General features: G+C 38.3%; 22 protein-coding genes. 16 read left to right on the top strand and 6 right to left on the bottom strand.

Annotated elements, in window-relative coordinates; translation table 11 throughout:
* The coding region (locus ACTHJT_RS15390) for a hypothetical protein (RefSeq protein WP_440239797.1) at window positions 1-454 on the top strand (454 nt) is incomplete at its 5' end.
* Here ACTHJT_RS15390 and ung read toward each other — a convergent pair.
* A complete protein-coding gene (gene ung, locus ACTHJT_RS15385; RefSeq protein ID WP_440239795.1) occupies window positions 455-1,123 on the bottom strand; it encodes a uracil-DNA glycosylase in 669 nt (222 codons plus the stop codon).
* 79 nt (window positions 1,124-1,202) lie between these two features.
* Here ung and apaG point away from each other — a divergent pair, with 79 nt between their 5' ends.
* Together apaG and ACTHJT_RS15375 are read left to right on the top strand one after the other, a co-directional pair.
* Window positions 1,203-1,589, top strand: coding sequence for a Co2+/Mg2+ efflux protein ApaG (gene apaG / locus ACTHJT_RS15380; RefSeq protein WP_440239793.1), 387 nt, complete (start codon window positions 1,203-1,205; stop codon window positions 1,587-1,589).
* Entirely contained in the window at window positions 1,586-2,377 is a 792-nt protein-coding gene (locus ACTHJT_RS15375; RefSeq protein WP_440239791.1) for an O-methyltransferase, read from the top strand. Before apaG ends, ACTHJT_RS15375 begins: the two co-directional genes overlap by 4 nt.
* Before the next feature lie 110 nt (window positions 2,378-2,487).
* On the opposite strand, the gene kdsA is transcribed toward ACTHJT_RS15375, so the two are convergent.
* The gene (gene kdsA, locus ACTHJT_RS15370; protein WP_440239789.1) at window positions 2,488-3,300 is read right to left on the bottom strand and encodes a 3-deoxy-8-phosphooctulonate synthase; all 813 of its coding nucleotides are present in this window, start codon (window positions 3,298-3,300) and stop codon (window positions 2,488-2,490) included.
* Window positions 3,301-3,527: 227 nt separating this feature from the next.
* Between kdsA and ACTHJT_RS15365 the strand changes: the two genes are divergently transcribed.
* The 10 genes from ACTHJT_RS15365 to ACTHJT_RS15320 all read left to right on the top strand — a co-directional run bounded on the left by ACTHJT_RS15365 (window position 3,528) and on the right by ACTHJT_RS15320 (window position 13,011).
* Window positions 3,528-4,463 carry a chromosome segregation ATPase gene (locus ACTHJT_RS15365; RefSeq protein WP_440239787.1) on the top strand — a complete coding sequence of 312 codons (936 nt, stop codon included), beginning with the start codon at window positions 3,528-3,530 and terminating at the stop codon, window positions 4,461-4,463.
* Window positions 4,464-4,647: 184 nt separating this feature from the next.
* On the top strand, window positions 4,648-5,013 hold the full coding sequence (rpsF, locus tag ACTHJT_RS15360; RefSeq protein WP_440239785.1) for a 30S ribosomal protein S6: 366 nt from the start codon (window positions 4,648-4,650) through the stop codon (window positions 5,011-5,013).
* Window positions 5,014-5,015: 2 nt separating this feature from the next.
* The gene (gene rpsR, locus ACTHJT_RS15355; RefSeq protein ID WP_011585955.1) at window positions 5,016-5,267 is read left to right on the top strand and encodes a 30S ribosomal protein S18; all 252 of its coding nucleotides are present in this window, start codon (window positions 5,016-5,018) and stop codon (window positions 5,265-5,267) included.
* Between the two features lie 19 nt (window positions 5,268-5,286).
* On the top strand, window positions 5,287-5,730 hold the full coding sequence (gene rplI / locus ACTHJT_RS15350) for a 50S ribosomal protein L9 (protein ID WP_440239783.1): 444 nt from the start codon (window positions 5,287-5,289) through the stop codon (window positions 5,728-5,730).
* A 232-nt stretch (window positions 5,731-5,962) separates the two neighbouring features.
* Window positions 5,963-6,934, top strand: coding sequence for a GSCFA domain-containing protein (locus ACTHJT_RS15345; RefSeq protein WP_440239781.1), 972 nt, complete (start codon window positions 5,963-5,965; stop codon window positions 6,932-6,934).
* Window positions 6,935-6,938: 4 nt separating this feature from the next.
* Window positions 6,939-8,978, top strand: a complete 2,040-nt coding sequence (locus tag ACTHJT_RS15340) for a thioredoxin domain-containing protein (RefSeq protein WP_440239779.1) — start codon at window positions 6,939-6,941, stop codon at window positions 8,976-8,978.
* 1 nt (window position 8,979) lies between these two features.
* The gene (locus tag ACTHJT_RS15335) at window positions 8,980-9,420 is read left to right on the top strand and encodes a leucine-rich repeat domain-containing protein (protein ID WP_440239777.1); all 441 of its coding nucleotides are present in this window, start codon (window positions 8,980-8,982) and stop codon (window positions 9,418-9,420) included.
* An 18-nt stretch (window positions 9,421-9,438) separates the two neighbouring features.
* Window positions 9,439-11,925: a replication restart helicase PriA gene (gene priA / locus ACTHJT_RS15330; RefSeq protein WP_440239775.1), complete on the top strand. Its 2,487-nt coding sequence runs from the start codon at window positions 9,439-9,441 to the stop codon at window positions 11,923-11,925.
* Window positions 11,926-11,932: 7 nt separating this feature from the next.
* Entirely contained in the window at window positions 11,933-12,565 is a 633-nt protein-coding gene (locus ACTHJT_RS15325; RefSeq protein ID WP_440239773.1) for a hypothetical protein, read from the top strand.
* Window positions 12,566-12,681: 116 nt separating this feature from the next.
* A complete protein-coding gene (locus ACTHJT_RS15320; RefSeq protein ID WP_440239771.1) occupies window positions 12,682-13,011 on the top strand; it encodes a hypothetical protein in 330 nt (109 codons plus the stop codon).
* A gap of 99 nt (window positions 13,012-13,110) precedes the next feature.
* Here ACTHJT_RS15320 and ACTHJT_RS15315 read toward each other — a convergent pair whose 3' ends face one another.
* Window positions 13,111-17,484: a PKD domain-containing protein gene (locus ACTHJT_RS15315; protein ID WP_440239769.1), complete on the bottom strand. Its 4,374-nt coding sequence runs from the start codon at window positions 17,482-17,484 to the stop codon at window positions 13,111-13,113.
* A gap of 101 nt (window positions 17,485-17,585) precedes the next feature.
* On the opposite strand from ACTHJT_RS15315, the gene ACTHJT_RS15310 reads away from it, so the two are divergent.
* Genes ACTHJT_RS15310 through ACTHJT_RS15300 form a run of 3 tightly spaced genes read left to right on the top strand, consistent with a single transcriptional unit; the run spans window position 17,586 to window position 21,603 of the window.
* Window positions 17,586-18,398 carry a zinc-dependent metalloprotease family protein gene (locus tag ACTHJT_RS15310; protein WP_440239767.1) on the top strand — a complete coding sequence of 271 codons (813 nt, stop codon included), beginning with the start codon at window positions 17,586-17,588 and terminating at the stop codon, window positions 18,396-18,398.
* A 22-nt stretch (window positions 18,399-18,420) separates the two neighbouring features.
* A complete protein-coding gene (locus tag ACTHJT_RS15305) occupies window positions 18,421-19,422 on the top strand; it encodes a PorP/SprF family type IX secretion system membrane protein (protein ID WP_440239765.1) in 1,002 nt (333 codons plus the stop codon).
* A gap of 36 nt (window positions 19,423-19,458) precedes the next feature.
* Window positions 19,459-21,603, top strand: a complete 2,145-nt coding sequence (locus ACTHJT_RS15300; RefSeq protein WP_440239763.1) for an OmpA family protein — start codon at window positions 19,459-19,461, stop codon at window positions 21,601-21,603.
* Between the two features lie 63 nt (window positions 21,604-21,666).
* On the opposite strand, the gene ACTHJT_RS15295 is transcribed toward ACTHJT_RS15300, so the two are convergent.
* The 3 genes from ACTHJT_RS15295 to ACTHJT_RS15285 form a co-directional block, all read right to left on the bottom strand.
* The gene (locus tag ACTHJT_RS15295; protein ID WP_440239761.1) at window positions 21,667-21,999 is read right to left on the bottom strand and encodes a YegP family protein; all 333 of its coding nucleotides are present in this window, start codon (window positions 21,997-21,999) and stop codon (window positions 21,667-21,669) included.
* A 94-nt stretch (window positions 22,000-22,093) separates the two neighbouring features.
* Window positions 22,094-22,222 carry a hypothetical protein gene (locus tag ACTHJT_RS15290; protein WP_440239759.1) on the bottom strand — a complete coding sequence of 43 codons (129 nt, stop codon included), beginning with the start codon at window positions 22,220-22,222 and terminating at the stop codon, window positions 22,094-22,096.
* Between the two features lie 266 nt (window positions 22,223-22,488).
* Window positions 22,489-22,614: a type IX secretion system membrane protein PorP/SprF gene (locus ACTHJT_RS15285; protein WP_440239799.1), complete on the bottom strand. Its 126-nt coding sequence runs from the start codon at window positions 22,612-22,614 to the stop codon at window positions 22,489-22,491.
* Between the last annotated feature and the right edge of the window lie 7 nt (window positions 22,615-22,621).

Raw genomic sequence — 22,621 nt, 5'->3', positions numbered from 1 at the left:
CGGAGGAATCGTTGCTGCTGAAATTTCAAAACTCCTGTTTCCTGCTAAGACAATCCTCATTTCAAGTGTTTCTTCAAAACATGAACTTCCTTTTTACTTTACGTTTTTAAAATACCTGAAACTCCATGTATTGCTTTCTGAAGAACAATTAAAAAAGAAAAACAAATTATTCTACTGGCTAATGGGCGCTTCAAGCTTACGCGAAAAAGCATTACTGAACCAAATTGTAAAAGCCACTGACATTGTGTTTTTCAAATGGGCAATCAATCGTATTTTACACTGGGAACAAAAACATCCGTTGAAAAACACATTCCAGATCCATGGTACAAAGGATTTTATTTTTCCTCTGCGTAACATAAAACACGCGTACAAAATTAATAATGGCGGACATTTAATGGTATATAAGCAGGCAGACGAAGTATCTGCATTGCTGATTGAATTACTTGCTCAATAATTACCACGCAATTTCTTTAAAGCCTTGTGACTTTAAATAATTATTGGCTTTACTGAAATGTTTATTTCCAAAGAAACCGTTATGCGCTGAAAACGGCGACGGATGTGCTGATTGCAGTACATAGTGTTTTTTCGTATTTATAATCGCGCCTTTTTTTTGTGCATATGCGCCCCATAAAATAAACACCAGGTGTTCTTTTTCATCTGAAAGCTTTTGAATCACGGCATCGGTAAATTGTTCCCATCCCTTCTTCTGGTGTGACCCCGGTGTATTTGCCTGTACAGTCAGCGTTGCATTTAACAGCAACACGCCTTGTTTGGCCCACCGTTCCAGATTTCCTGATTTAGGAGGCGTTACACCAAGGTCTGATTCAATTTCCTTAAAAATATTTTTTAAGGATGGCGGTTGTGGTATACCATCATTCACAGAAAAACATAAACCATTTGCCTGCCCCGGGCCATGATATGGATCCTGGCCAATGATCACAACCCTTACCTTGTCAAAAGGACAAGAGTCAAATGCATTGAAAATATCTTTTCCGGGAGGATAAATAATCTTTGTTTTATACTCTTCGCGGATAAATGCTGTTAATTCTATAAAATATTTCTTTTCAAACTCATCCTGAAGCTTTTTCTTCCATGATGATTCAATTTTAACCCCTTCAGACATTATTCAGATTTGGTATGGTTATTTAGAAAACTATTCGGTAAATTTAAGAGTTAGCAAGTAAACAACCAGAATATTCTCAATGATTTCAAAAATAACAGAAGGTGTACGGGTTAGTATTGAAACAAATTACCAGCAGGAGTATTCAAGCCCCATGCAGGCACATTATGTTTTTACTTACCGTATTCAAATTGAGAATTACAGTGAACAAACTGTAAAACTGCTTCGCAGGCATTGGTTTATTTATGACTCAAACGGATTGATGCGCGAAGTGGAAGGTGAAGGTGTAGTTGGACAACAGCCTATACTTGAACCTGGTGATTCGCACGAATATGTATCCGGTTGTAATTTAAAAACTGAAATGGGAAAAATGCGCGGATCTTATTTGATGGAACGACTTGTTGACGGAAAACAATTTACTGTTATCATTCCGGAGTTCATGCTGATTGCTCCATTCAAATTAAATTGAAAATCTTTTCATTAATATATCGTTTATACGAATTCATAAAGCATTACATCGTTGGCGGCAACGAACATGGTTTGCATTCTCCATTTGTTTTTGATTTGTATACACGCGTGATCCAGAATCACGACTATCCATACTTTGAACATATTGAACAGCATTTTTTTGAGTTGATCAATGATCACCATATGATCAACAATTTCAACCCCGGTGCCGGGACCAGCCACAACAGAAGAACACAGCTCGAAATTCAACGGTTGGCAAAACATTCCATCAAACCCCTTCCCTGGCGAAAATTAATTTGCCGGCTGGCGGATGAACGTAAACCGAAAGTGATTGTAGAACTGGGTACCAGCTTCGGTATCACAACAGCATATCTTGCGTTAACCTGTCCGGAAGCGACGGTATATACCTTTGAGGCCAACCCTACACTCATTCAATTAGCTAAAGATTTTTTTGAGACAGCCGGCGTAAAAAATATTCAAATCATTGAAGGCAATATTGATGAAACACTTGTCCCCTTTTTAGAAGCACATCCACACATTGATGTTGCATATATCGATGCCAATCACCGCTTCAGGCCGACAATTAAATATGTAGAGCGCATTATGGACTGCGTATCCTGGAAAGGCCTGATCATACTCGATGATATTTACTGGTCTCATCAAATGACCAAAGCATGGCGCGGCCTGTGTGATAAAAAAGATGTTACTGTAAGTATCGATCTGTGGCAGATCGGCCTAATGTACTTCCACTCCGGACAGGCAAAAGAAAATTTCAAGCTACGTTTTTAATTAAGCCGAAGGCTTAAAGCACAAGGCCTAAAGCTAAAAGAGCTGCAATGAAGAATTTTCGTTGCAGCTCTTTTGATGTAAAAAGCTTTTAGCTTTAAGCGTTCCGCTTATTATAAAATAGCTTCTCTGATTCTTACCAGCTTTGCCAATACAGGCTCAAGTTTATCCAGCGCAATCATATTTGCTCCATCAGACAATGCTTTCGCGGGATTTGGATGTGTTTCCATGAATAAGCCATCAGCACCGACTGCAATTGCCGCTTTAGCGATTGTTTCGATCAATGCAGGTTTACCGCCTGTAACTCCTGATACCTGATTCGGCTGTTGTAAAGAATGCGTACAGTCCATCACTACCGGCACATCAAAAGCTTTCATTTCAACAATGTTTCTGTAGTCAACCACCAGATCGCTGTAACCGAATGAATTTCCACGGTCAGTAAGCATTACATTATTATTGCCTGCTGCTTTGATTTTTTCAACTGCAAACTGCATGGATTGTCCGGACAGGAACTGGCCTTTTTTAACGCTTACAACTTTACCTGTCTGTGCAGCAGCCACCAGCAGTTCTGTTTGCCTGCATAAAAACGCCGGAATCTGCAGTACATCTACATATGCTGCAGCCATGGCCGCTTCATGAGACTCATGAATGTCTGTAATGGTTGGAATGTTAAATGTTTTACCAACTTCTTCCAGGATTTTCAGGGCTTTTTCGTCCCCTATTCCGGTGAATGAATCTACTTTGGTACGGTTGGCCTTACGGTAAGAGCCTTTAAATACCAATGGAATTTTATATTTATCTGTAATCGTAATCAGTTTCTCGGCAATCTCTAAACAGATCTCACGGCCTTCAACCACACAGGGGCCGGCTATTAAAAAGAAATTCTTAGAGTCTTTATGATGGATTTTAGGAATCGTAATATTCATACTGAATCGGGATAAGGAGTGAGACTCCAGTTAATTTTATTATAGATTCAAAGTTAAAGCTAGATTTTTGCAATTCATAATATGAGATATAAGCAGTTGTTTCTAAAAATATCCAGCAAGTGATATTGTACTAAACTATAAAAAATATATACTTTAAATAGACGATTTATTGGATTATATGTAAGATTTGGTATTTTTACGATAGAACTTTTCAAAACTATTCTTTTATGAGTCCGGAAAAAAAACAAGTTGTTAAAGAAACAAAGAACAATAATAAGGTATGGATCATTGTTTTAGCGGTCGTATTATTAGCTATCAACGGTATCCAGGGTTTCTTTAATTACAAGCAAAATGATGAAATCAAGCAGAAAGAACAGATAATTGTTCAAAAAGATGCACAACGTGATAGTTTGACAGCTGCCTTAACTGCCAAAATCGAGGAGTTAAAAGCAACCAGCGCAAAACTTGAAGAAGCAGGTGGTAAAAATGCTGAACTTGAAGCACAGATTGCTCAACTCGAAGAGATGAAAGTTAAGCTTGAAAAAGATGCGAAATATTTTAAAAGTCAGTATTACAGCATAAAAGGTGAAATTAACAATGCGAATAAATTAAAAGCAGACGCAGAAAAGCAGGTAGCAGACCTGAAAATACAATTAGCGCAGCAGGATACAATTATTAACAACCAAAAAACGGTCTTAAGTCAAAAAGATCAAATGATTTCTACCTTAGATCAGGAAAAAGCTGAATTAGCTAAAAAAGTGGCTGTTGCTTCTGTTTTAAAGGCTGAAAACATTAAAGTAATCGCTGTAAGCTCTAAAGGCAAGGAAAAAATCGGTGATGTTTACAAAGCTAAAGCGATAGAACAGATTAAAATTGTATTTACAATAGCTGAAAACAAAGTAGCTCAGAAAAACACAAAAGACCTGTATATCCGTATTGTTGAACCAGATGGCGCAACAATCACAGGTTCTTCAAGCGGTGAATTCAAATATGGTACACAGACATTGTTCTACACGGCAAAAACAAGTGTATTATACAATGGAGTAATTTCTCCGGTAAGTGTAAGCTACACAAAAGAAGGCCCTTACAAAGTTGGTAAACAAACCATTGAAGTTTACGCAGAAGGAAGTCTTATTGGTACAGGATCATTCGTTGTAGAATAATCTCATTTCTCCACATTTTAACAAAAAAGCCCTTAGAACGATTTTTAAGGGCTTTTTTGTGTTTATTCCTTTAGAAATCTTTATTTTTCAGGTACTTCGGACTGAATAATAGGAGTATTTTTGGTATTCAGCTGTAAATACCCTACCTTTGCAATCCTAATAAATTTATCATAACAAGTTAACTATGTCACTTAAACAGTACGAGACGGTATTCATTTTAACTCCCGTTTTATCTGATTCTCAGATGAAGGATGCCGCACAAAAGTTCAAGCAAGTGCTCGTTGATAACGGCGCTAAGATTGTGAACGAAGAAAGCTGGGGGTTGCGTAAGCTTGCTTACCCAATTCAAAAGAAAAACACTGGTTTCTATCACTTAGTTGAGTTTGAAGCAGCGCCTTCAGTAATCAACACTCTAGAGACTGAGTATCGCAGAGATGAGCGTATCATGCGTTTTTTAACAACCGCATTGGATAAGCACGCTGTTGCATACAACATCAAAAGAAGAAAAGGAGAATTTAAGAAATCCGAAAAAGTGGAGGAGAAAGCATAATTATGACACTTCAGAACGAATCAATCAACAGAGTCGAAAACAGAAAAAAATACTGCCGTTTCAAGAAAATGGGCATATTTTACATCGACTATAAAGATCCAAATTTCTTATTGAAATTTGTAAATGAGCAAGGTAAAATCTTACCACGTCGTCTTACAGGAACAAGCTTGAAATATCAGCGTAAAGTTTCTCAGGCTGTTAAACGTGCTCGTTTAATCGGTTTATTACCATACGTAACAGATTCTTTAAAATAATCTAATAGGAGGTAAAATCATGGAAGTTATTTTAAAAGAAGACATCAAAGGATTAGGTTATAAGAATGACTTAGTTCAAGTAAAAGCTGGATACGGAAACAACTTCCTTATTCCACGCGGATACGCTATCAATGCTACTGAATCTGCTAAAAAAGTTGTTGCTGAAAACATTAAGCAGGCAGCTCACAAAGCAGAAAAATTGAAGAAAGACGCTATCGCTACTTCAGAGAAAATCGCTGGTCTTGCACTTGAGATTGCTGCTAAAGTTGGTGATACTGGTAAAATCTTCGGTGCTGTTACATCTTTACAGATCTCTGATGCTTTAGCTAAAAAAGGTATCAATGTAGATCGTAAGAAAATTGCATTCAAAGGTGATGTTAAAGATGCCGGCGAGCACACTGCAGTAATTGACTTACACAAAGAAGTGAAAGTTGAATTGAAATTTACGGTTGTAGCTGAGTAATCTCAGATTCAGTTGTTAAAATATAAAACCACTTGTGTTATTACACAAGTGGTTTTTTTATTCCCCTCTTCTGAAAATTCCAAATTCCAAAAAACAAAACCCAAACGTATTAGAAATACAGCGTTATCATAGTAGTTTGGAATTTGGAATTTTACTTACAAAAAGCTCTATCAAATAGCTTTACTAGCTTTTAGCAAGTTTCTGAAATCCTTCGTACTTTGTAGTAAATAGCATGGAAATGATCACCCGTACGGAAATATCACCAGGAAAAGCACCGTTTACCCTTGAACACAATCAAACCATTGTAACCATAGGTTCGTGTTTTGCCGATATGATCGGAGATAAACTTCAATATTATAAATTCAATGTTGAAGCGAATCCATTTGGAACAACGTTCAATCCCATTTCCATTTTCAATTTACTGACGATTTCGATTGAAAAAAAATTCAATCCCTTTCCTGCTTCTTTAGGCGAGGTGTGGTACGATCATCAGTTTCATTCCGAGATCTCAGCATTAACTCCTGAGCAACTGCATACCTTGAGCAATGAGCGTGTTGCAATAGCAGCCAAAGCACTTGCCCGCGCTTCCTGCCTGGTCATCACACTGGGGTCTGCATGGGTATACCGCCATGTGGAAAGCAATCACATCGTTAACAATTGTCATAAGCAAAGCGGCCGGCATTTCAAAAAAGAATTACTTTCCGTTAAACATTTACTCGAAGGCTTTGAAGCAGTTTATCATAAACTCAAAGAGCTGAACCCTGACATCAAAATTATTTTTACTGTTAGTCCGGTGCGGCACATCAAAGATACGCTTCCATTAAACAGTGTGAGTAAAGCAATTCTTCTTTCCGCCGTTCATTACATCTGCGAACAGCACAATGATTGCCATTACTTTCCTGCGTACGAAATTCAAATAGACGACCTGCGTGATTACAGGTATTACGAAGAAGATCTGATACATCCGAATAAACAAGCGGAAGATTATATCTGGAAAAAGCTTGCGCATTGGGCCTTCTCTCCTGCCCTGATCGATGCGATGCAGGAGTGGGATCAGCTACAAAAAATGCTGCACCATAAACCATTCCATCCGACAAGCAGCACACACCAGCAATTCCTGAAGCAAACCATTCAACGTTTCGAACAATTTTCTTATTGGAATGTTTCCGATGAGATTACAACATTAAAAGCTCAATGCATATAATTATATGAAAGCGCCATATGCACATACCAACCGCCTTGCCAGCGAGAGCAGTCCTTACCTGCTGCAGCATGCGCACAATCCTGTCGACTGGTTTCCCTGGGGAGAAGAAGCATTGCAAAAAGCCATTACTGAAGATAAACCGATCCTTGTAAGCATCGGTTATTCTGCCTGTCACTGGTGCCACGTTATGGAGCATGAATGCTTTGAACAGCAGGAAGTAGCGGATGTGATGAATGCATCATTCATCAACATCAAAATAGACCGGGAAGAACGGCCGGACATCGATCAGATCTACATGGATGCCATTACAGCCATGGGCCTGCGTGGCGGCTGGCCGTTAAATGTTTTTCTAACACCGGACGCGAAACCTTTTTATGGCGGCACCTACTTTCCAAAAGAACACTGGCTCAATTTACTGGGTCAGGTTTCAAATGCATACATCAACCACCGTGAAGACCTTATAAAATCTGCTGAAGGATTTACAGAAGCACTAAACCAAAGTGACGTGCGCAAATTTGGATTGGTAGATGAATCCGAATCATTCGGGCACGCAGATCTGGACCATGCATACGACCATCTCTCGAAACAGTTTGACCTGAACATGGGCGGCATGGATAAAGCACCAAAGTTTCCAATGCCTTCCATTTACCTCTGGCTGCTAAGAGATTATGCTGCAACCGGCCGCCAAGGTGCTCTGCAGCAAGTTATCCGCACGCTTGACAAAATGGCCATGGGGGGCATATACGATACTGTTGGAGGCGGCTTTGCACGCTACTCAGTAGACGGAGAATGGTTTGCCCCGCATTTCGAAAAAATGCTGTACGACAACGGACAGTTACTTTCTTTATACAGCGAAGCATATACCATCACTAAAAAACCTTTATACAAAGAAGTAATCCTTGAAACTTATTCGTGGCTGAAACGCGAGATGATCTCTCCGGAAGGTGGCTTCTATTCGGCATTGGACGCCGACAGCGAAGGGATCGAAGGGAAATTTTATTGCTGGCAATATGATGAATTAAAAAATATTATCGGTGAAGATATAACATTGTTCTCTTCTTACTACTCTACCAATGAGACCGGAAACTGGGAACATGGTATGAATATTTTATACCGCAAATACGCTGATGCAGAATTTGCTGCCATGAATAATCTAAGTGAAGATTCATTGCGCAATTATACACAGCAATGGAAAAACCGCTTATTTGCCGCACGTGACCCAAGAGAACATCCCGGCCTGGATGATAAAATACTGGCATCCTGGAATGGCATTATGTTAAAGGGTTTATGTGATGCTTACAGAATATTAGGAGATGAACGCATATTGAATACAGCTTTTCTAAATGCTGAATTCATTCTTACAAAACTGTATGATGGCAAAACACTTTATCATTCATACAAAAACAAGAAAGCGTCTATTCAAGGTTTCCTTGAAGACTACACCTTTGTGATCGAAGGCTACCTGGCTTTATACGAAGTAAGTCTGGACGAGCAATGGCTGCGCCATTCCATCAAATTTGTGAACCTGGTAATTGATCAGTTTTACGATGAAAACGAAGGTTTGTTTTTTTACACTTCTAGTGAGAGTGAAAAACTGATTGCCCGTAAAAAAGAGATATTCGACAATGTAATACCTGCTTCCAATTCTTCTTTGGCACGAAATTTATACCATTTAGGGAAACTATTAGGTAATGACGACTGGATAGAGTACGGTAAAAAAACTGCATCGCGTTTCAAAAAAGCTTTCCTGGCTGATCCTTCTTATTTATCCAACTGGGGCTGCCTGATAACAAGCATGGTTTCGCCTACCGCAGAAATCGTTATCAGCGGAAAAGACAGTATTCAGGTGCGTAAAGAAATTGATAGCATCTACCATCCGAATAAAATAATATGCGGTTCGGTTGAAGCAAGTACACTGCCTTTACTCGTTGATCGCAAGCCTGTACCAGACAAAACACTTATCTACTTGTGTTTTGATAAAACCTGTCAATTACCTACAAGTTCCGTAACTGAATTATTAAATCAACTAAAACGTTTAAACTGATATGAAAAAATTATTTATTCTGACTGCCTTCATGCTTGCAGGTATACATGCAATGGCTCAGCAATCCTATGATTCTCTTTGCCAGTCTTATAAAACTTATTACTCGATTGAAGAAGCAATGAAAGAACCATTAAAAGTTCAGAAGCTGGATCTGTCTATGCAGAAACTAACCGCACTGCCTGAAGAGATCATGCAATTCACAAACTTAGTATGCCTGGATTTGTCCTTTAACCGTATCCCTACACTTCCGGCATCTTTCAGTACTTTAACAAAGCTTGAATGTCTGAATTTAATGGGCACAAGATACATGGGAAAATTGCCTGCAGTATTATCTAAAATGCCTGCGTTAAAACTAGTAGACCTTAGAGATCATCCGGAGTGGTCTGCGGCAACCTATGCGGAAGCAAGCAAACTATTGCCGAACGTTACAATCATTAAATAATTCGTACAGGACGTATTAATGAGCAGCAAGGTAAATCGAGAAGAAGGATATTGTGATGTAGTATTACCTCTACCTCTTCCGCAATTATTTACGTATAAAATTCCCCCGACATACATCAAAAACATACACGTTGGAGTTCGTGTCATTGTTCCTTTTGGACAGCGGAAATTTGTTACGGGTGTTGTAAAAAAAATACACCAGAATAAACCTGCCGCCTATCAGACAAAAGAAATACTGGACGTTCTGGATACTGAGCCAACCATGAATTCCCTTCAGTTCAGATTCATGGACTGGATGGCAGAATATTATTTATGTACACCGGGTGAAGTGCTGCAGGCTGCATTACCCAGCGGATTCAAGCTCAGCAGTGAATCCATGATCCAGCTGAATCCGGCTTTTAAAGAATCTGATTTTGATCTTACTGAAAAAGAACAAAGAGTCATACAGGAATTGCGTTCAAGAACATTAAGCTATAAAGATATTTCAAAACTTATTGATTCGCCGGGAGTACAATCCATCATCAAATCTCTGATTCAAAAACAGGCAATTTTATTATTCGAAGAAGTAAAAGAAAAATACAGTCCAAAAATTGTAACACGTATTCGTTTGAACGAAAAATTTACTTCCAACGAATCATTATCGGCACTCCTGGATCAGTTTGAAAAAAAACCTAAGCAGCAGGAAATCATACTGCGCTATTTACAGCAAGTGCCTGTTTTATTAGACGCGGAAAGCAACCGGCTCGGCATTGAAAAATCATTATTGCTGAATACGAATATTTCAGCTACGTCGCTGCAAACGCTATTAAAAAGTGAAATTTTTATTTCATTCGAAGAAATAGTCTCCAGACTTACATTCAGGCCGGATGAAAAAAAGCATAGCGTTTCTTTATCTCCGGACCAGGAAACTGCCAAAGAATCCATTCTCCGGCAATTTGATTCAAAAGATATTGTATTGCTGCACGGTGTAACCGGCAGCGGTAAAACAGAGATCTATATAGACCTTATCAAACGCAGCATTGACAATGGTTCACAAGCCTTATTGCTGTTACCCGAAATTGCATTGACTACCCAGATCGTAAATCGCCTGGAAGAATATTTCGGCGATAAAATGGGTGTATACCATTCAAAGTTTTCAGATAACGAACGTGTAGAGGTATGGAAAGGCTTGCAGGAAGGACGTTACGATTTTATTGTTGGCGTTCGCTCAGCAATATTTTTACCATTTACGCATTTAGGGTTAGTGATTGTAGATGAAGAGCACGAATCCTCTTACAAGCAGCAGGACCCTGCACCACGTTACAACGGAAGAGATTCAGCTCTTGTACTTGCACGTATACATAGTGCAAAGACATTATTAGGTTCCGCCACACCGAGCATTGAAAGCAGAGATGCCGCATTAAAAAACAAGTGGGGTTATGTTTCTTTACTGAAACGTTATGCCAATGTAGCTTTGCCGGAAATTGTTTTTGCTGACATGAAAACCGAACGTAAAAATAAAACCGTACAACAAGGTTTTTCTTTAAAGCTATTAACAGCAATTCGTGAAACGATAGCCAACAAAAAGCAAGTAATTATTTTTCAAAACCGCAGAGGCTATGCTCCTATGCTTGAGTGCGAGGATTGTGGAAACATCCCTATGTGCAACAGCTGCTCGGTAAGTCTCACATACCATCAGTTCAGTCATGAACTGCGTTGTCATTATTGTGGCTTCGCCCGTAAAGTTCCGAACAAATGCGATAGCTGCAGCTCCAACAGATTGAAAACAATTGGTGCCGGAACAGAACGTTTAGAAGATGAATTACAACTGATTCTTCCGGAAGCAAGAATCAGCCGCATGGATCTGGATACAACACGCCGCAAAAATAGTTTTGCCGAATTGATAACAGCTTTCAGTCAGGGGGAAATAGATATCCTGATCGGAACACAAATGGTTACCAAAGGACTGGATTTTGCGAACGTTGAACTGGTTGGGGTATACGACGCTGACCGTATGCTCTACTTCCCCGACTTCAGGGCTATTGAACGAACCTATCAGATGATTGTACAGGTAAGCGGCAGAGCCGGCAGAAAAAGTGGCATGGGAAAAGTGATCATTCAAACAGCACAACCTGATCACCCGGTCTTTCCGTTTATTCAAAAAAATGATTACGATAATTATTTTACCCGGGAGGTATACGAGCGCGAGATGTATCTGTATCCACCATTTACACGCATGATTCATGTATCTGTATTACATTTAGATAAAAAGGAAGCTTTAAAGTGTGGGGAACAGCTCGCAGGAAAATTAAGAGCTAAAATTGGCAGCAAACGTATTTTAGGACCTCAGGCACCCTCTATTGAACGCCTGAGAAATTATTATCATATCGAACTTTTTATTAAATTAGAAAGAGATATCAAAGGCCTGCAATCCATTAAGAATGAAATTGCAGCTATTATCGGAAGCGAACAAAACATGCATATGGGTTCTAAAGGAAGGATTATCATCGATATTGACCCGATTTAACATTTATATGAAAAGAATTTTATTATATAGTATTTGTCTGATCCTGATTGCTCCAGCCTGTACCAGTCCGGAGACGGATGGCACACAAGTGCTGGATTCTGCCATGTTCAATAAAACCGATTCTTTACCCTCTGTTAATCCGGATACATTGCCTAAACAATCAGCAAATACTTCATTGCAGTTTAATGCAGAAGATAAAGCGAATCTTCTGTTGTTTGAAAAAGTATCATTAGGAATGTCCTCAGGTCAGGTACAAAATAAATTCACATACTTTTCTCAATTACATGCTGAAGACCTTAACGATCAACTTGGTGCAAAAGGATTCCAGGAATCGATTATGGATATTCATTTTTTAAATCGTAAAGGCAAACTGGAATTTAACTTTAAAAGCGATACCTTATACAGATACAGTATTGTTTTCAATGAATCAAATGAGGCTAAAGGGAATAAAATTTATGCCCAGATTCTGAATTATTACAACGACTATATAGGTTCAGCCCAGCCGGTTAATATTGAAGAAGATAATCATTATGCCCAGCTGACCACATGGTTCTTAAATCCTGACTATTTAATCGTTTCTTACAATTTAAATACCGGAAACATAACTATTACCGCTCAAAATACGAAGCCGGGACAATAAACTCTCGATTATTTTTTTTATCTTAAATACAGTTTAACAGCACCCCTCTGTTTTTTGTATTACGAAAAAACTATTTCAAAATAACCAGTCAATTGTTTTATTTAAAAAAGTAGATTATGAATGATGAAACATTATCTCCTGAAAAAAGGATCCGATGGCTTACGAAAGTATACTATGGAGTATTGGACAGCCCTACACATGATGTAAACCCGTTTGAAGAGATTCCGCCTTTTCTTGATGCGACAGTCTCGCAATTAGAATGGCACAAAGGAGCAAGTTCAATTGCAGAATCAAAAAAAATGTTTTGTAAGCACTTTATGCGTGTATTGGAGCTTTACAATTTCTATATTCCCGAAGAAGAAATCATGATCTGTTTAAACAATGACAATATGCAAAACAGAGATGTGATTGCTCAGTTTGCATCCATAGGAAAATTTACAGATTAAATGCATTCACTGAATCTGTAAGATGATACATTCACCATTCTTACAAAATAAAAAGGCTGTTTTCAATTTCTGAAAGCAGCCTTTTTGTTATTGGTATACTTAACGGACAAGGTTGATATATCCTTCTTCTTCTATTTCCACGTTCCGCCAGGTTAAGGCTTTCACCTTATATACATATATATCTGAACTCTGTACAGAACCATTAAACGTCCCATCCCATCCTTCACTTATATTATTGGATGTATAAATCAACTGTCCCCAACGGTTAAATATTTCAAAAGCCAAAAGATGTTTAATTCCCCAACCATTTACATATACAACATCATTATTGCCATCGCCATTCGGTGTGAACATAGAAGGAAGCTTCACAAACGTTTCAGGCTTAATAACAATATTGTAGAAATAGTTTTCATTGTAGCACCCCCGCACATCAGTAACGTTCAGGTTATAACGAATATCTTCCAACGGCTGAACTTTAGGATAATTACATTGTAAACAGCTGAGCCCGGCTGTCGGAGTCCAGGTAAATTTATAATACGATTCGCCAACAACCGGTAATTGGATAGCATCCCCGATCACAATACTTGTATCTAAATTCCTAAGGTTTATAGATTCAATAACAATCGCCGGCACATCCGTTTTATCCGTACAGCCATTTTTATCTGTTTCCACCACTTGATAGTGGACGCTGTGACTAATGGTTGCTATAGGATTTGTACTTGTTGTACTCGAAAGCCCGGTACCGGGAGTCCAGCTATAGGTACTGGTAGGATCCGGATTGATAACACTCATGGATACAGAACCTGCAGCCTGGCAAACCGTATCGCCGATTGCCTGCACAACCGGATTTTCATAGATAATTATTTTTTTGACGATCGTATCTGCACAACCCAACTGCTGACTTTTCACAGCCAGCATCACATCATATTCCCCGGCACTTGCATATGCGTGTGAATTAACATCCTGCAACGTGGATGTCTGCCCGTCGCCAAAATCCCAATAATATGAGCTGGCCCCGGTAGATTTATTGGTTAATGTATATGGCCCATCATTAAAACAACTTGCTGAATCAACACCATCCAGCCTATCAAATTCAGAGATTACCTGATAAACCGTAATAGGACTTTGCACCTGATAATTACACCCTTCAGAACCCACTAAACTTAGCTTAGCTAATGTTGAACCGCTGGGCGGATGGAAATTATAGGTATGGTCTACAGGAGCTTTATTTTCAACAACAATACCATCTCCGAATGCCCATGCATAGCTGACTACATCGGCTGTATCTTTGATTTCAAAATGAATGGATTCGCTTTTACAAATAGCGTTCTTGTCTGCAACAAAATTACCTTCCGGCTGAAATACTTTAAAGCTTTTATAAGTAGTATCTGCGCAGCCATTCGCTGTAGATACAATATGCTGTACTTTATAATTTCCCTTTGGATATACTAATGTATATGTTGGCTGGAACGATACTTCGCCATTGCCGAAATTCCACTGACTATTAAATGCATACTTGGATACCGAATTATCTTTAAAAGAAACAACCTTCGGTGCACATAACACTGCAATTGTATCAGCACTTGTAGTAAAGGCTGCTGTTGGGTATGTCTGAACACTTACAGATGCGGCAGTAGTGCCCTTACAACCTGAAGATATCTCTTCAAAATTTAGTAAGACGGTGTAAAGAGCATCACTTGCATACAAAACGGTATTGGATTGCTGTATACTTGTTGTGGTGTTTCCGAAATCCCAGCTATACTTTAAATTTGATCCACCCAGAGTATAATCTGTAGCAGTGATTTTTGCTGATTCGCCTAAACAAAGCAGCGGTTTGGTTATGACAATAGAACTTGTCGGTTCATACTGTTTTACCAAAACATAAGTTGTATCTCTACAACCTAATATATCTGATGCTACTAACCTCACCGTGTATGTTGAATTTGAATCAGGCTTTGAAAAATAGGTATGAGCAGGATTTTGCGCGTTCCCGCCACTATGGTCACCAAAGTTCCAGTTCCAGGCAACCACTGTCGTATCTCCCACTGTCTGATCCGTAAAATGAACAATTCCTGGATTACAGATCAATTGGTCATCAGCCGTGAATTTAGGCTTGATATCAAACACTTTAATTTTCTGGGTAGTGGTATCTTTACAGCCATTGACATCGGTAGCAATCAACTGTGTAGTAAAGACACCAGCTTTCGTGAATTGGAAAGTCGCATAAGTTGAACTGGTCACCAATTGTCTTACATCACTTGAAGGAATTCTCCAGTCGTATCCTTTATAACACTGTGCATCTACATCAACAGACTTATTGGATCTGAATGTATAGGTACCATTTCTGCATAATAACGTATCAATGGTCATTTTTGCTTGCAGTGAACGAGGCTTAACCAGCACGGTATCTTTGGTTGCAGCACAGCCACTTGCTGCATCAAGAGCCGTCAGTATAACTTTATAGTCACCCCTGACAGCATAATCATGCACTTCATTTAATGCGGTACCTGATTTATTATCGCCAAAATCCCAGCTAAGACTGGTTGCATTTTTATTCACATCTGTAAAATGATATTTTAACGGATCTGAACAGGCCGCGCTGTAATCAATTTTTGCAATGGTACCTTTAACATTCACATAATTGCTTTTGCTTACCTGGGTAAAGCAGCCGTTGTAATCAACTGTCAATACTACATTCTGAGGCCCTGTTAAATATTTATAGGACCATGTTAAATCTTTTTGATTGCTGCAGTGAAAAGATCGGTTGCCTTCCGTACTGAAATGATAAGCATCAATCGATGCTAATGCTCCAGATGGCAAAACAGGTGTAAAGGATACAGATTCTCCCGGACAAACATCTGTTTTGCTGGCAATGAAATCAAGACCTGTAATCTTTGAACCCACTTCAATTCCTATAGCATACGATGTATCAACACACCCTCTTTTAGTAGTAACGATCAATCTATTACTGTATATGCCCGGCTGAGTAAAGGTGTGAGAAACCGTTTGCTTAGTCGAAGTGGTTTGATCGGTTGCATCTCCATACAACCATTTCCATTTAACAATCGGATCATTGGATTTACTCGAATCACTGAATTGCACGCTTAAGGGCGCACAGCCTTTTGTGACATCAGGCATCAACCTCGCATTAGGCAGCCACATCGTATCAAGTGACCATGCAATAGCTTTACAACCCGTCTTTTTAGAAGTGACTTGAAGAAAAGTCACCTGCACTTCTACATCATTGATGCCATAATAATCACTATGCACGGTTTTATATGTATGGCTGACAGATTGATTCGTACTTTTAGTACTATCATTAAAGGTCCACTTATATTGCACATTGGATTGATTGGCTATCGCTTTATACTGCACAGTCATTGGGCTGGAACAGCTGTATTGAGGCGTGTGCTGTATGCTGGCCAGTACTTCATCTATATAAATACTTCTTGAAATTTTATCCGAACAAGCTCCATCGGGTGTTGTTATCTGAAGACTGACTAAATGAGCACCACTTTTAGAAAATACAACACGGAGACTATCCCGGTTGTTTGCCCCAATAATTTTACTGTTCGCATCTACTGTCCATAATCTTATACCGGCAGTAGCTGTTGTAAATACAACCGTATCAACAATACAGGTAGTGTCTTTCGCAGTTCTGATGGTTGGAATAGGTCTGCCAACACTTATCCCCTTGCTTGCTGTTGCAGTACAACCCGTTAGGTTTGAAGCAAATTTTACCGTTAAGCTCGCATTATAAGAGTTCTTCGTATATGTCTGTGTTGGCGGATTCACCGCGGTTGATGTCTGTCCGTTTCCAAGATTCCACTGGTAAGACAAAGGCTGTACGCCAGTGGATGTATTTGTAAAGCCTACAGTTAAGGTTGAATTACATGAAACCGTATTGTCCGGGTTTGTTGTAAAAGATGCAACGGGAGGTTCAAACACTTCTATGGCACTATTAAAAATTCCTGTTTTGTTACAGGTAGGATATTGCGTCTCTATCCCCAGCGATATATTGTAAACACCTTTGGCATTATATGGATGTGTAATACTGGATGCTGCAGCACCTTGAGTAGTTACTCCATCGCCAAATACCCATGTATAATTTTGAACGGTAATCTTAGGATCTATGGTAGAGGTACTGACAATTTGAGCATTCAACGGATAACAACCAGAGGCAACCTTGATATTTAAAATAGGTTCTTTGAATACTTCAATTTTAATCGTTTTAATTACAGGTCCGCCAACCGATTCCTGAAATGTAACGTTATAAATTCCCGCTTTATTAAAAATATTTACAGGATTTTGAAGGTTGGATGTTACACCATCTTTAAAATCCCAAAAATAGGTAGAACTGGTAGCAGGTGCAGCAAAATTAACTTTCAAGGGGACGCATCCCTGCACGATATCAGCAGTTTGTCCATATAAGGTATTCGTCAAAAAAACTGCTGACAGAAATATAATTTTCAAATAATTAGCCATTTTATAAAAAGTAATATTACTTTGCATTCAAAATATTACACAAACGTACAGAAATTAAAAAGATTTCCCACCAATAAAAAAATTATATTTTGAAAAAATATTTTATCCTCAATATAAGTTTAGTGCTATTTTTGATATTTATTCATGTATCAACAGCCAAAGCTTCTGTATTGGAAGATTCCATTAAACCGTTAACAAAAATCAACAAGCAATTTCTTGTTGTTGTACATATTGTTAAAGATTCAAATAGTGCAGGCATTAGCGAAAGCTATATAAATGCGGTCATGGCTAATATAAATCAGATTTTTAAACCCATCGAAGCATCCTTTACTGTCTGTGAATTTAAATACATCGATAACTACCAATACAGCTATCTTGCCCATAATAATCCGATTGATAAAAGAGAACAGGAATTGACTCCAATGTTCCGTCTCACGAACAGGATTAATATGTTCTTTATTAAAGAACCAGACAAAATTGAGAAAAAAGTCTGCGGCTATGCAGATTTAGGAGGTATCGCGGGATACGGCAATGTTGTAATCAAAAAGAATTGTGCAGATGCATCAACAATCGCCCATGAATTGGGCCATTACTTTGGGCTAAGCCACACATTTGAAAAGGGTATTCCGGAATTAGCGAATGGCAGCAATTGCAAGACTGCCGGCGATGGCTTTTGCGACACACCGGCAGATCCTTATGATCCGGCAAAAAAACCATCTGAATATATTGATGAATTAAGCTGTATATATATAAGCAATGTAAGAGATGCAAACGGAGATTTATATTATCCGGATGTCTCTAATATAATGAGTTATTACACTTCATGTGTTTGCTTAAAATTTACGAACGAGCAATACAATTATATGGCCAATTATTACAACACCCATTTGGGAACATGGTAAGCATAGTTTTTTAATTAGTAAGATGAAAATAATTAACACCATTTTGTTCGTGGCCGTTTTAGCTGCCATTAAAATAGATTGTATTGCACAGGATATACATCTGACTCAATATTATACATCTAATCTTTCACTGAACCCTGCCTATACGGGCAATTTCGATGGAGACATTAAAGCCTGTGCCAACTCGCGAACACAATGGGCGCAAATCTCTCCAGCCATGAAAACAAACATGGTTTCGATCGAAAAAAAATTCCTGAAAAGACCAAATGAATTTGGACTTGGCGCGATCATTATCAATGACCAGGTGAGTTCTTATTTTCTGCACACCAATAAAATTCTGATTTCCGGGAGTTATCAAAAAAACTACAGAGGACATTTATTGCGCTTCGGTGTTCAGACCGGCGTTGTCATGCGAAACATCAATACAAATGATCAGACCTTCCCTGCTCAATGGAATTATCAACTGGGAGCCTATGATCCTACAGCAAACTCTACAGAAGGAACATTAAAAAATAACTGGAGTTATTTAGATGTAAATGCCGGAGTAGGCTGGTCTCACTTGTTTGGAAAAGTAAAACTTGCTGCCGGATATGCACTCTTCAATATTAACAGACCCATGGAAGGCTATGGCAGTGCTACTAAAGCCGTACCATTCAGACATGTATTCAATGCTTCCGCAGTTTATTTCATGACATCAAAACTTTCTCTGGTTCCGCATATTTTATATATGAACTCTGCAACAGCCACAGATTTTCTGACTGGCATTAATGCTAATCGAAAAATAACAGATAATCTGGGACTATTGGCCGGTGCAGGTTACAGAGGCAGTACAGTCAATTCAGACGCGGTTATTGTAGTAGCTGGTGTAAATTATAATCGCTTTGCTTTTGGAATAAGCTGGGACTTCAATATGTCTACATTAAGTGATAATACGCGTAACAAAACCGCCTGGGAAGTATCTCTTACTTATACCACTCCTTCAAGAGCTTCTAATAAAGTTACTTTACCTTGTGATAGATATTAATATTTCCTTAAATCATATTTTACTTCAATACACTCTATGAAATATTTATCATTCAGTATTGTTTTTCTTCTTTCCGTATTTTCAATATCTCTTTCTGCACAAACAGCCAACGATGGTATAGATAAAAATCTAAGCTTATCGAAAATGAAAGCCCGCGCCAAAACAGCGCAGGAAACAGGTGATATTTATACAGCACTATTCTATTATGAAGAAGTAGTTAAAAATGATTCATCCGATATCAAGGCGCTTTTTCAGGTTGCAGAAATGTATCGTTTTTCAAGAAACTACAAATCGGCTGAATCAACCTATTCAAAGGTTTATAAGACATCACCGAATGAATATCCTATCGCCTTATATTATCAGGCACTCATGTTAAAAATGTGCGGAAGATATGAAGAAGCGAAAACTGCGTTTATAGAGTTCAAAAAGCTGTCGTCATCTATCGGCGACAAATCATTTAAATCTGTATTGGCCAGAGACATCGCCGGCTGTGACAGCGGAATGGTCTACCGCGATTTCCCGCAAAATGTAATTATCAAAAATGTCGGCAGCTCTGTTAACCACCCGCATACTGAATTCTCTCCTGTTATCATGGATAGCATGACACTTGCGTTTGGTTCACTTCGTATTGACTCTGTTGAATATTATGACACCCGCATTGAGCATTACCAGAAACAACCGGTACGTCAGATCTATGAAGCAAAAAAAGTAAAAAATGAATGGGTAGAGCAAGGAATATTAGAAGACATCAACGATCCTAATGTTGACATGGGAAACTTTGTTTATTCCCCCTACTCGCAAAGATTTTATTTTACAAAATGCACCAAAAATCACAACGGAAAAGTTTTCTGCGAACTGTATTATTCTGAAAAGGTTTCCGGGAAATGGTCTCACCCTAGTAAACTTCCTGATCCAATAAATATACCGGGTTATACAAGTACCCAACCTACCATTGTTATTGATACTGCTACTGCTCCGGCAACAGAAACCGCTACTGCTTCACCTAATAAAAACATGCCTCCGCGTAAAACAGGAAACAACAAACCTGCATATAAGCCAAAGGTGAATCAAACGGAATATTTATACTTTGTTTCAGACAGACCAGATGGCAAGGGCGGTTTGGATATTTGGTATACATCTTACAATGAAAGTAAAAAAACATGGAATAAGCCCATCAACTTCTCGCCTGCCAATACATCTGAAACAGATTGTACGCCTTACTTCCACGTTCCTACCCAAACATTTTACTATAGCTCCAATGGTTTAACCAATGCAGGCGGGCTTGATATTTATAAAATTGAAAAAGATGGTAAAAAGTTTTTACGTCCGGAGAATTTATCGTTCCCGATCAATTCTCCCCAGGACGAATTAAGTTTTACATTGTCTGATAATGGTAAAAAAGGGTTTCTTGTATCGAACAGACCAGGCGGCACACCTTTCTTCCATGAAACATGCTGTGACGATATCTATTCACTTGAAATTATTCCCCCTCCACCGTTTATATGTAACCTGGATGTAAGTGTTTTGAGTCCTTCCGGACAATGCACAGGTGAAATCTTAAATATTCAGAAAACAAATTTAAAAAATAAAACCAGTGTGGTTGACACATTCCGTCTAGCAGCTTGTTCATACAATCTATCCTTATCACAGAATACCAGGTACGCAATCTTCATTCAGAAAATGGGATATGTAACCGATACCTTATTTGTTGAGACAAAAGAAATGTGTTCGAGTCCTGTAATCAAAAAAACGCTGCAGCTTACTCCTGTTGAAGCTATTGTAAAGGAAGTTCCTGTTATCGAAAAGCCAGTTGAAGGAGCGGCATTTGTACTAAAAGATATTCAATACGAATCAAATGCAACAGATCTTTCAGATGAAGCTAAAAAAGCGTTAGATGATATTTTAATTCCTTTCTTAAAATCACATCCAAACGATAAAATTATTGTAAGCTCTCATACCGATGATGTAGGTACACACAAATACAACCAGAATTTATCTCAACAAAGAGCTGATAACGTGATGGCTTATTTGATTTCAAAAGGAATTGCTGCCAATAGAATCCAGGCCAAAGGATATGGTGAAACCAAACCAATTACTTCTAATGAAAATCCGGATGGCTCCGGAAATGAAATAGGAAGAAGTATTAACAGAAGAACTGAATTTTTAATAAGTAACAAGTAAAAAAAAGCGATTGTCTGAAATCAGACAATCGCTTTTTTTCTTTAATCTATCTAGATGCTGCAATCAGTTAGATTTATCTTCTATCAAAGCATCCGGAGCATTTTTTCTAACAGATTCTATTCCGCTTTTACAGGCTGCTTCTGTTTCATACATTTCACTGGTACCAATGATCTGGCCGTTGGTAGCTTTCAGATTAAAATAAAATTTATCGTTTTTTGATTTTTTTAAATCAAATTTTGATTCATCCTGAGAATTGCGTTTTACAGAAGCTACACCATTTTCACAGGCATCCTTTGTTTTATAACCTTCACTGGCTAATATTTCCTGTCCGTTACCAGCCTTTAAGCTAAACTGAAATTCTCCATTGGATCTTTTCGTAATTACAAATTTTCCCATATAACCTGTTTGTTTTAAAAGTTTCTCATTTAAACGGGCTATTTAAATTTGTGTTACAAAGTAGGTTAACTGTGATGCCAGCGAATCATTTGTATTAGGCATTAATTAATCCGCTTTCAACGCCATTGATTAATAAAGCTGTTATTTTTCTGTTTCTTGAAAAGATAGGTCCATTCTGCTTTTCTCTCAGATCCAATGCCCGCACAACGGTTTTCTGATACATAATAAGGCATGAACCGGCCAGACAGATAACTCATTATATCCATCCTGGGCAAAGCTCATTCCTGTAGCAAAGCTCATTAATGCGAATGTTAAAATAGGCTTTTTCGTGGCTATATATGTTTTTGTGAAACTTTATAGCATAATACAAGAGATCGAAAAAGATACAGATCAGAAAAATTTTCTATTATTAAAATCTGATCTATATAAAAAACAAAAGGTCATGTTATGCAGCATGACCTTTTGTTCTTTATATGACCTCTGTTGCTCTTACCAGAAGTTAGACGGACAAATAATTCTGCCTTGTGGTCTTAATCTGTAACCAATCACAATCTCATGTGAACCACCTGTGTATTTATTAATATCACTTGTGATATAATCATATGAATAGCTGATGTCAAAT

The sequence above is a fragment of the Cytophaga sp. genome (assembly GCF_051961495.1).
GTDB lineage: Bacteria > Bacteroidota > Bacteroidia > Cytophagales > Cytophagaceae > Cytophaga.
This window is presented reverse-complemented; position numbering and strand designations above follow the sequence as displayed.

Coding starts and splice junctions, on each gene's coding strand:
- rpsR (WP_011585955.1), top strand. CDS start 5,016: ATGACACTTCAGAACGAATCAATCAACAGAGTCGAAAACAGAAAAAAA.
- ACTHJT_RS15300 (WP_440239763.1), top strand. CDS start 19,459: ATGAAATATTTATCATTCAGTATTGTTTTTCTTCTTTCCGTATTTTCA.
- ACTHJT_RS15320 (WP_440239771.1), top strand. CDS start 12,682: ATGAATGATGAAACATTATCTCCTGAAAAAAGGATCCGATGGCTTACG.
- ACTHJT_RS15365 (WP_440239787.1), top strand. CDS start 3,528: ATGAGTCCGGAAAAAAAACAAGTTGTTAAAGAAACAAAGAACAATAAT.
- ACTHJT_RS15335 (WP_440239777.1), top strand. CDS start 8,980: ATGAAAAAATTATTTATTCTGACTGCCTTCATGCTTGCAGGTATACAT.
- ung (WP_440239795.1), bottom strand. CDS start 1,123: ATGTCTGAAGGGGTTAAAATTGAATCATCATGGAAGAAAAAGCTTCAG.
- rplI (WP_440239783.1), top strand. CDS start 5,287: ATGGAAGTTATTTTAAAAGAAGACATCAAAGGATTAGGTTATAAGAAT.
- ACTHJT_RS15345 (WP_440239781.1), top strand. CDS start 5,963: ATGGAAATGATCACCCGTACGGAAATATCACCAGGAAAAGCACCGTTT.
- rpsF (WP_440239785.1), top strand. CDS start 4,648: ATGTCACTTAAACAGTACGAGACGGTATTCATTTTAACTCCCGTTTTA.
- ACTHJT_RS15325 (WP_440239773.1), top strand. CDS start 11,933: ATGAAAAGAATTTTATTATATAGTATTTGTCTGATCCTGATTGCTCCA.
- priA (WP_440239775.1), top strand. CDS start 9,439: ATGAGCAGCAAGGTAAATCGAGAAGAAGGATATTGTGATGTAGTATTA.
- kdsA (WP_440239789.1), bottom strand. CDS start 3,300: ATGAATATTACGATTCCTAAAATCCATCATAAAGACTCTAAGAATTTC.
- ACTHJT_RS15290 (WP_440239759.1), bottom strand. CDS start 22,222: ATGTATCAGAAAACCGTTGTGCGGGCATTGGATCTGAGAGAAAAGCAG.
- ACTHJT_RS15295 (WP_440239761.1), bottom strand. CDS start 21,999: ATGGGAAAATTTGTAATTACGAAAAGATCCAATGGAGAATTTCAGTTT.
- ACTHJT_RS15305 (WP_440239765.1), top strand. CDS start 18,421: ATGAAAATAATTAACACCATTTTGTTCGTGGCCGTTTTAGCTGCCATT.
- ACTHJT_RS15340 (WP_440239779.1), top strand. CDS start 6,939: ATGAAAGCGCCATATGCACATACCAACCGCCTTGCCAGCGAGAGCAGT.
- apaG (WP_440239793.1), top strand. CDS start 1,203: ATGATTTCAAAAATAACAGAAGGTGTACGGGTTAGTATTGAAACAAAT.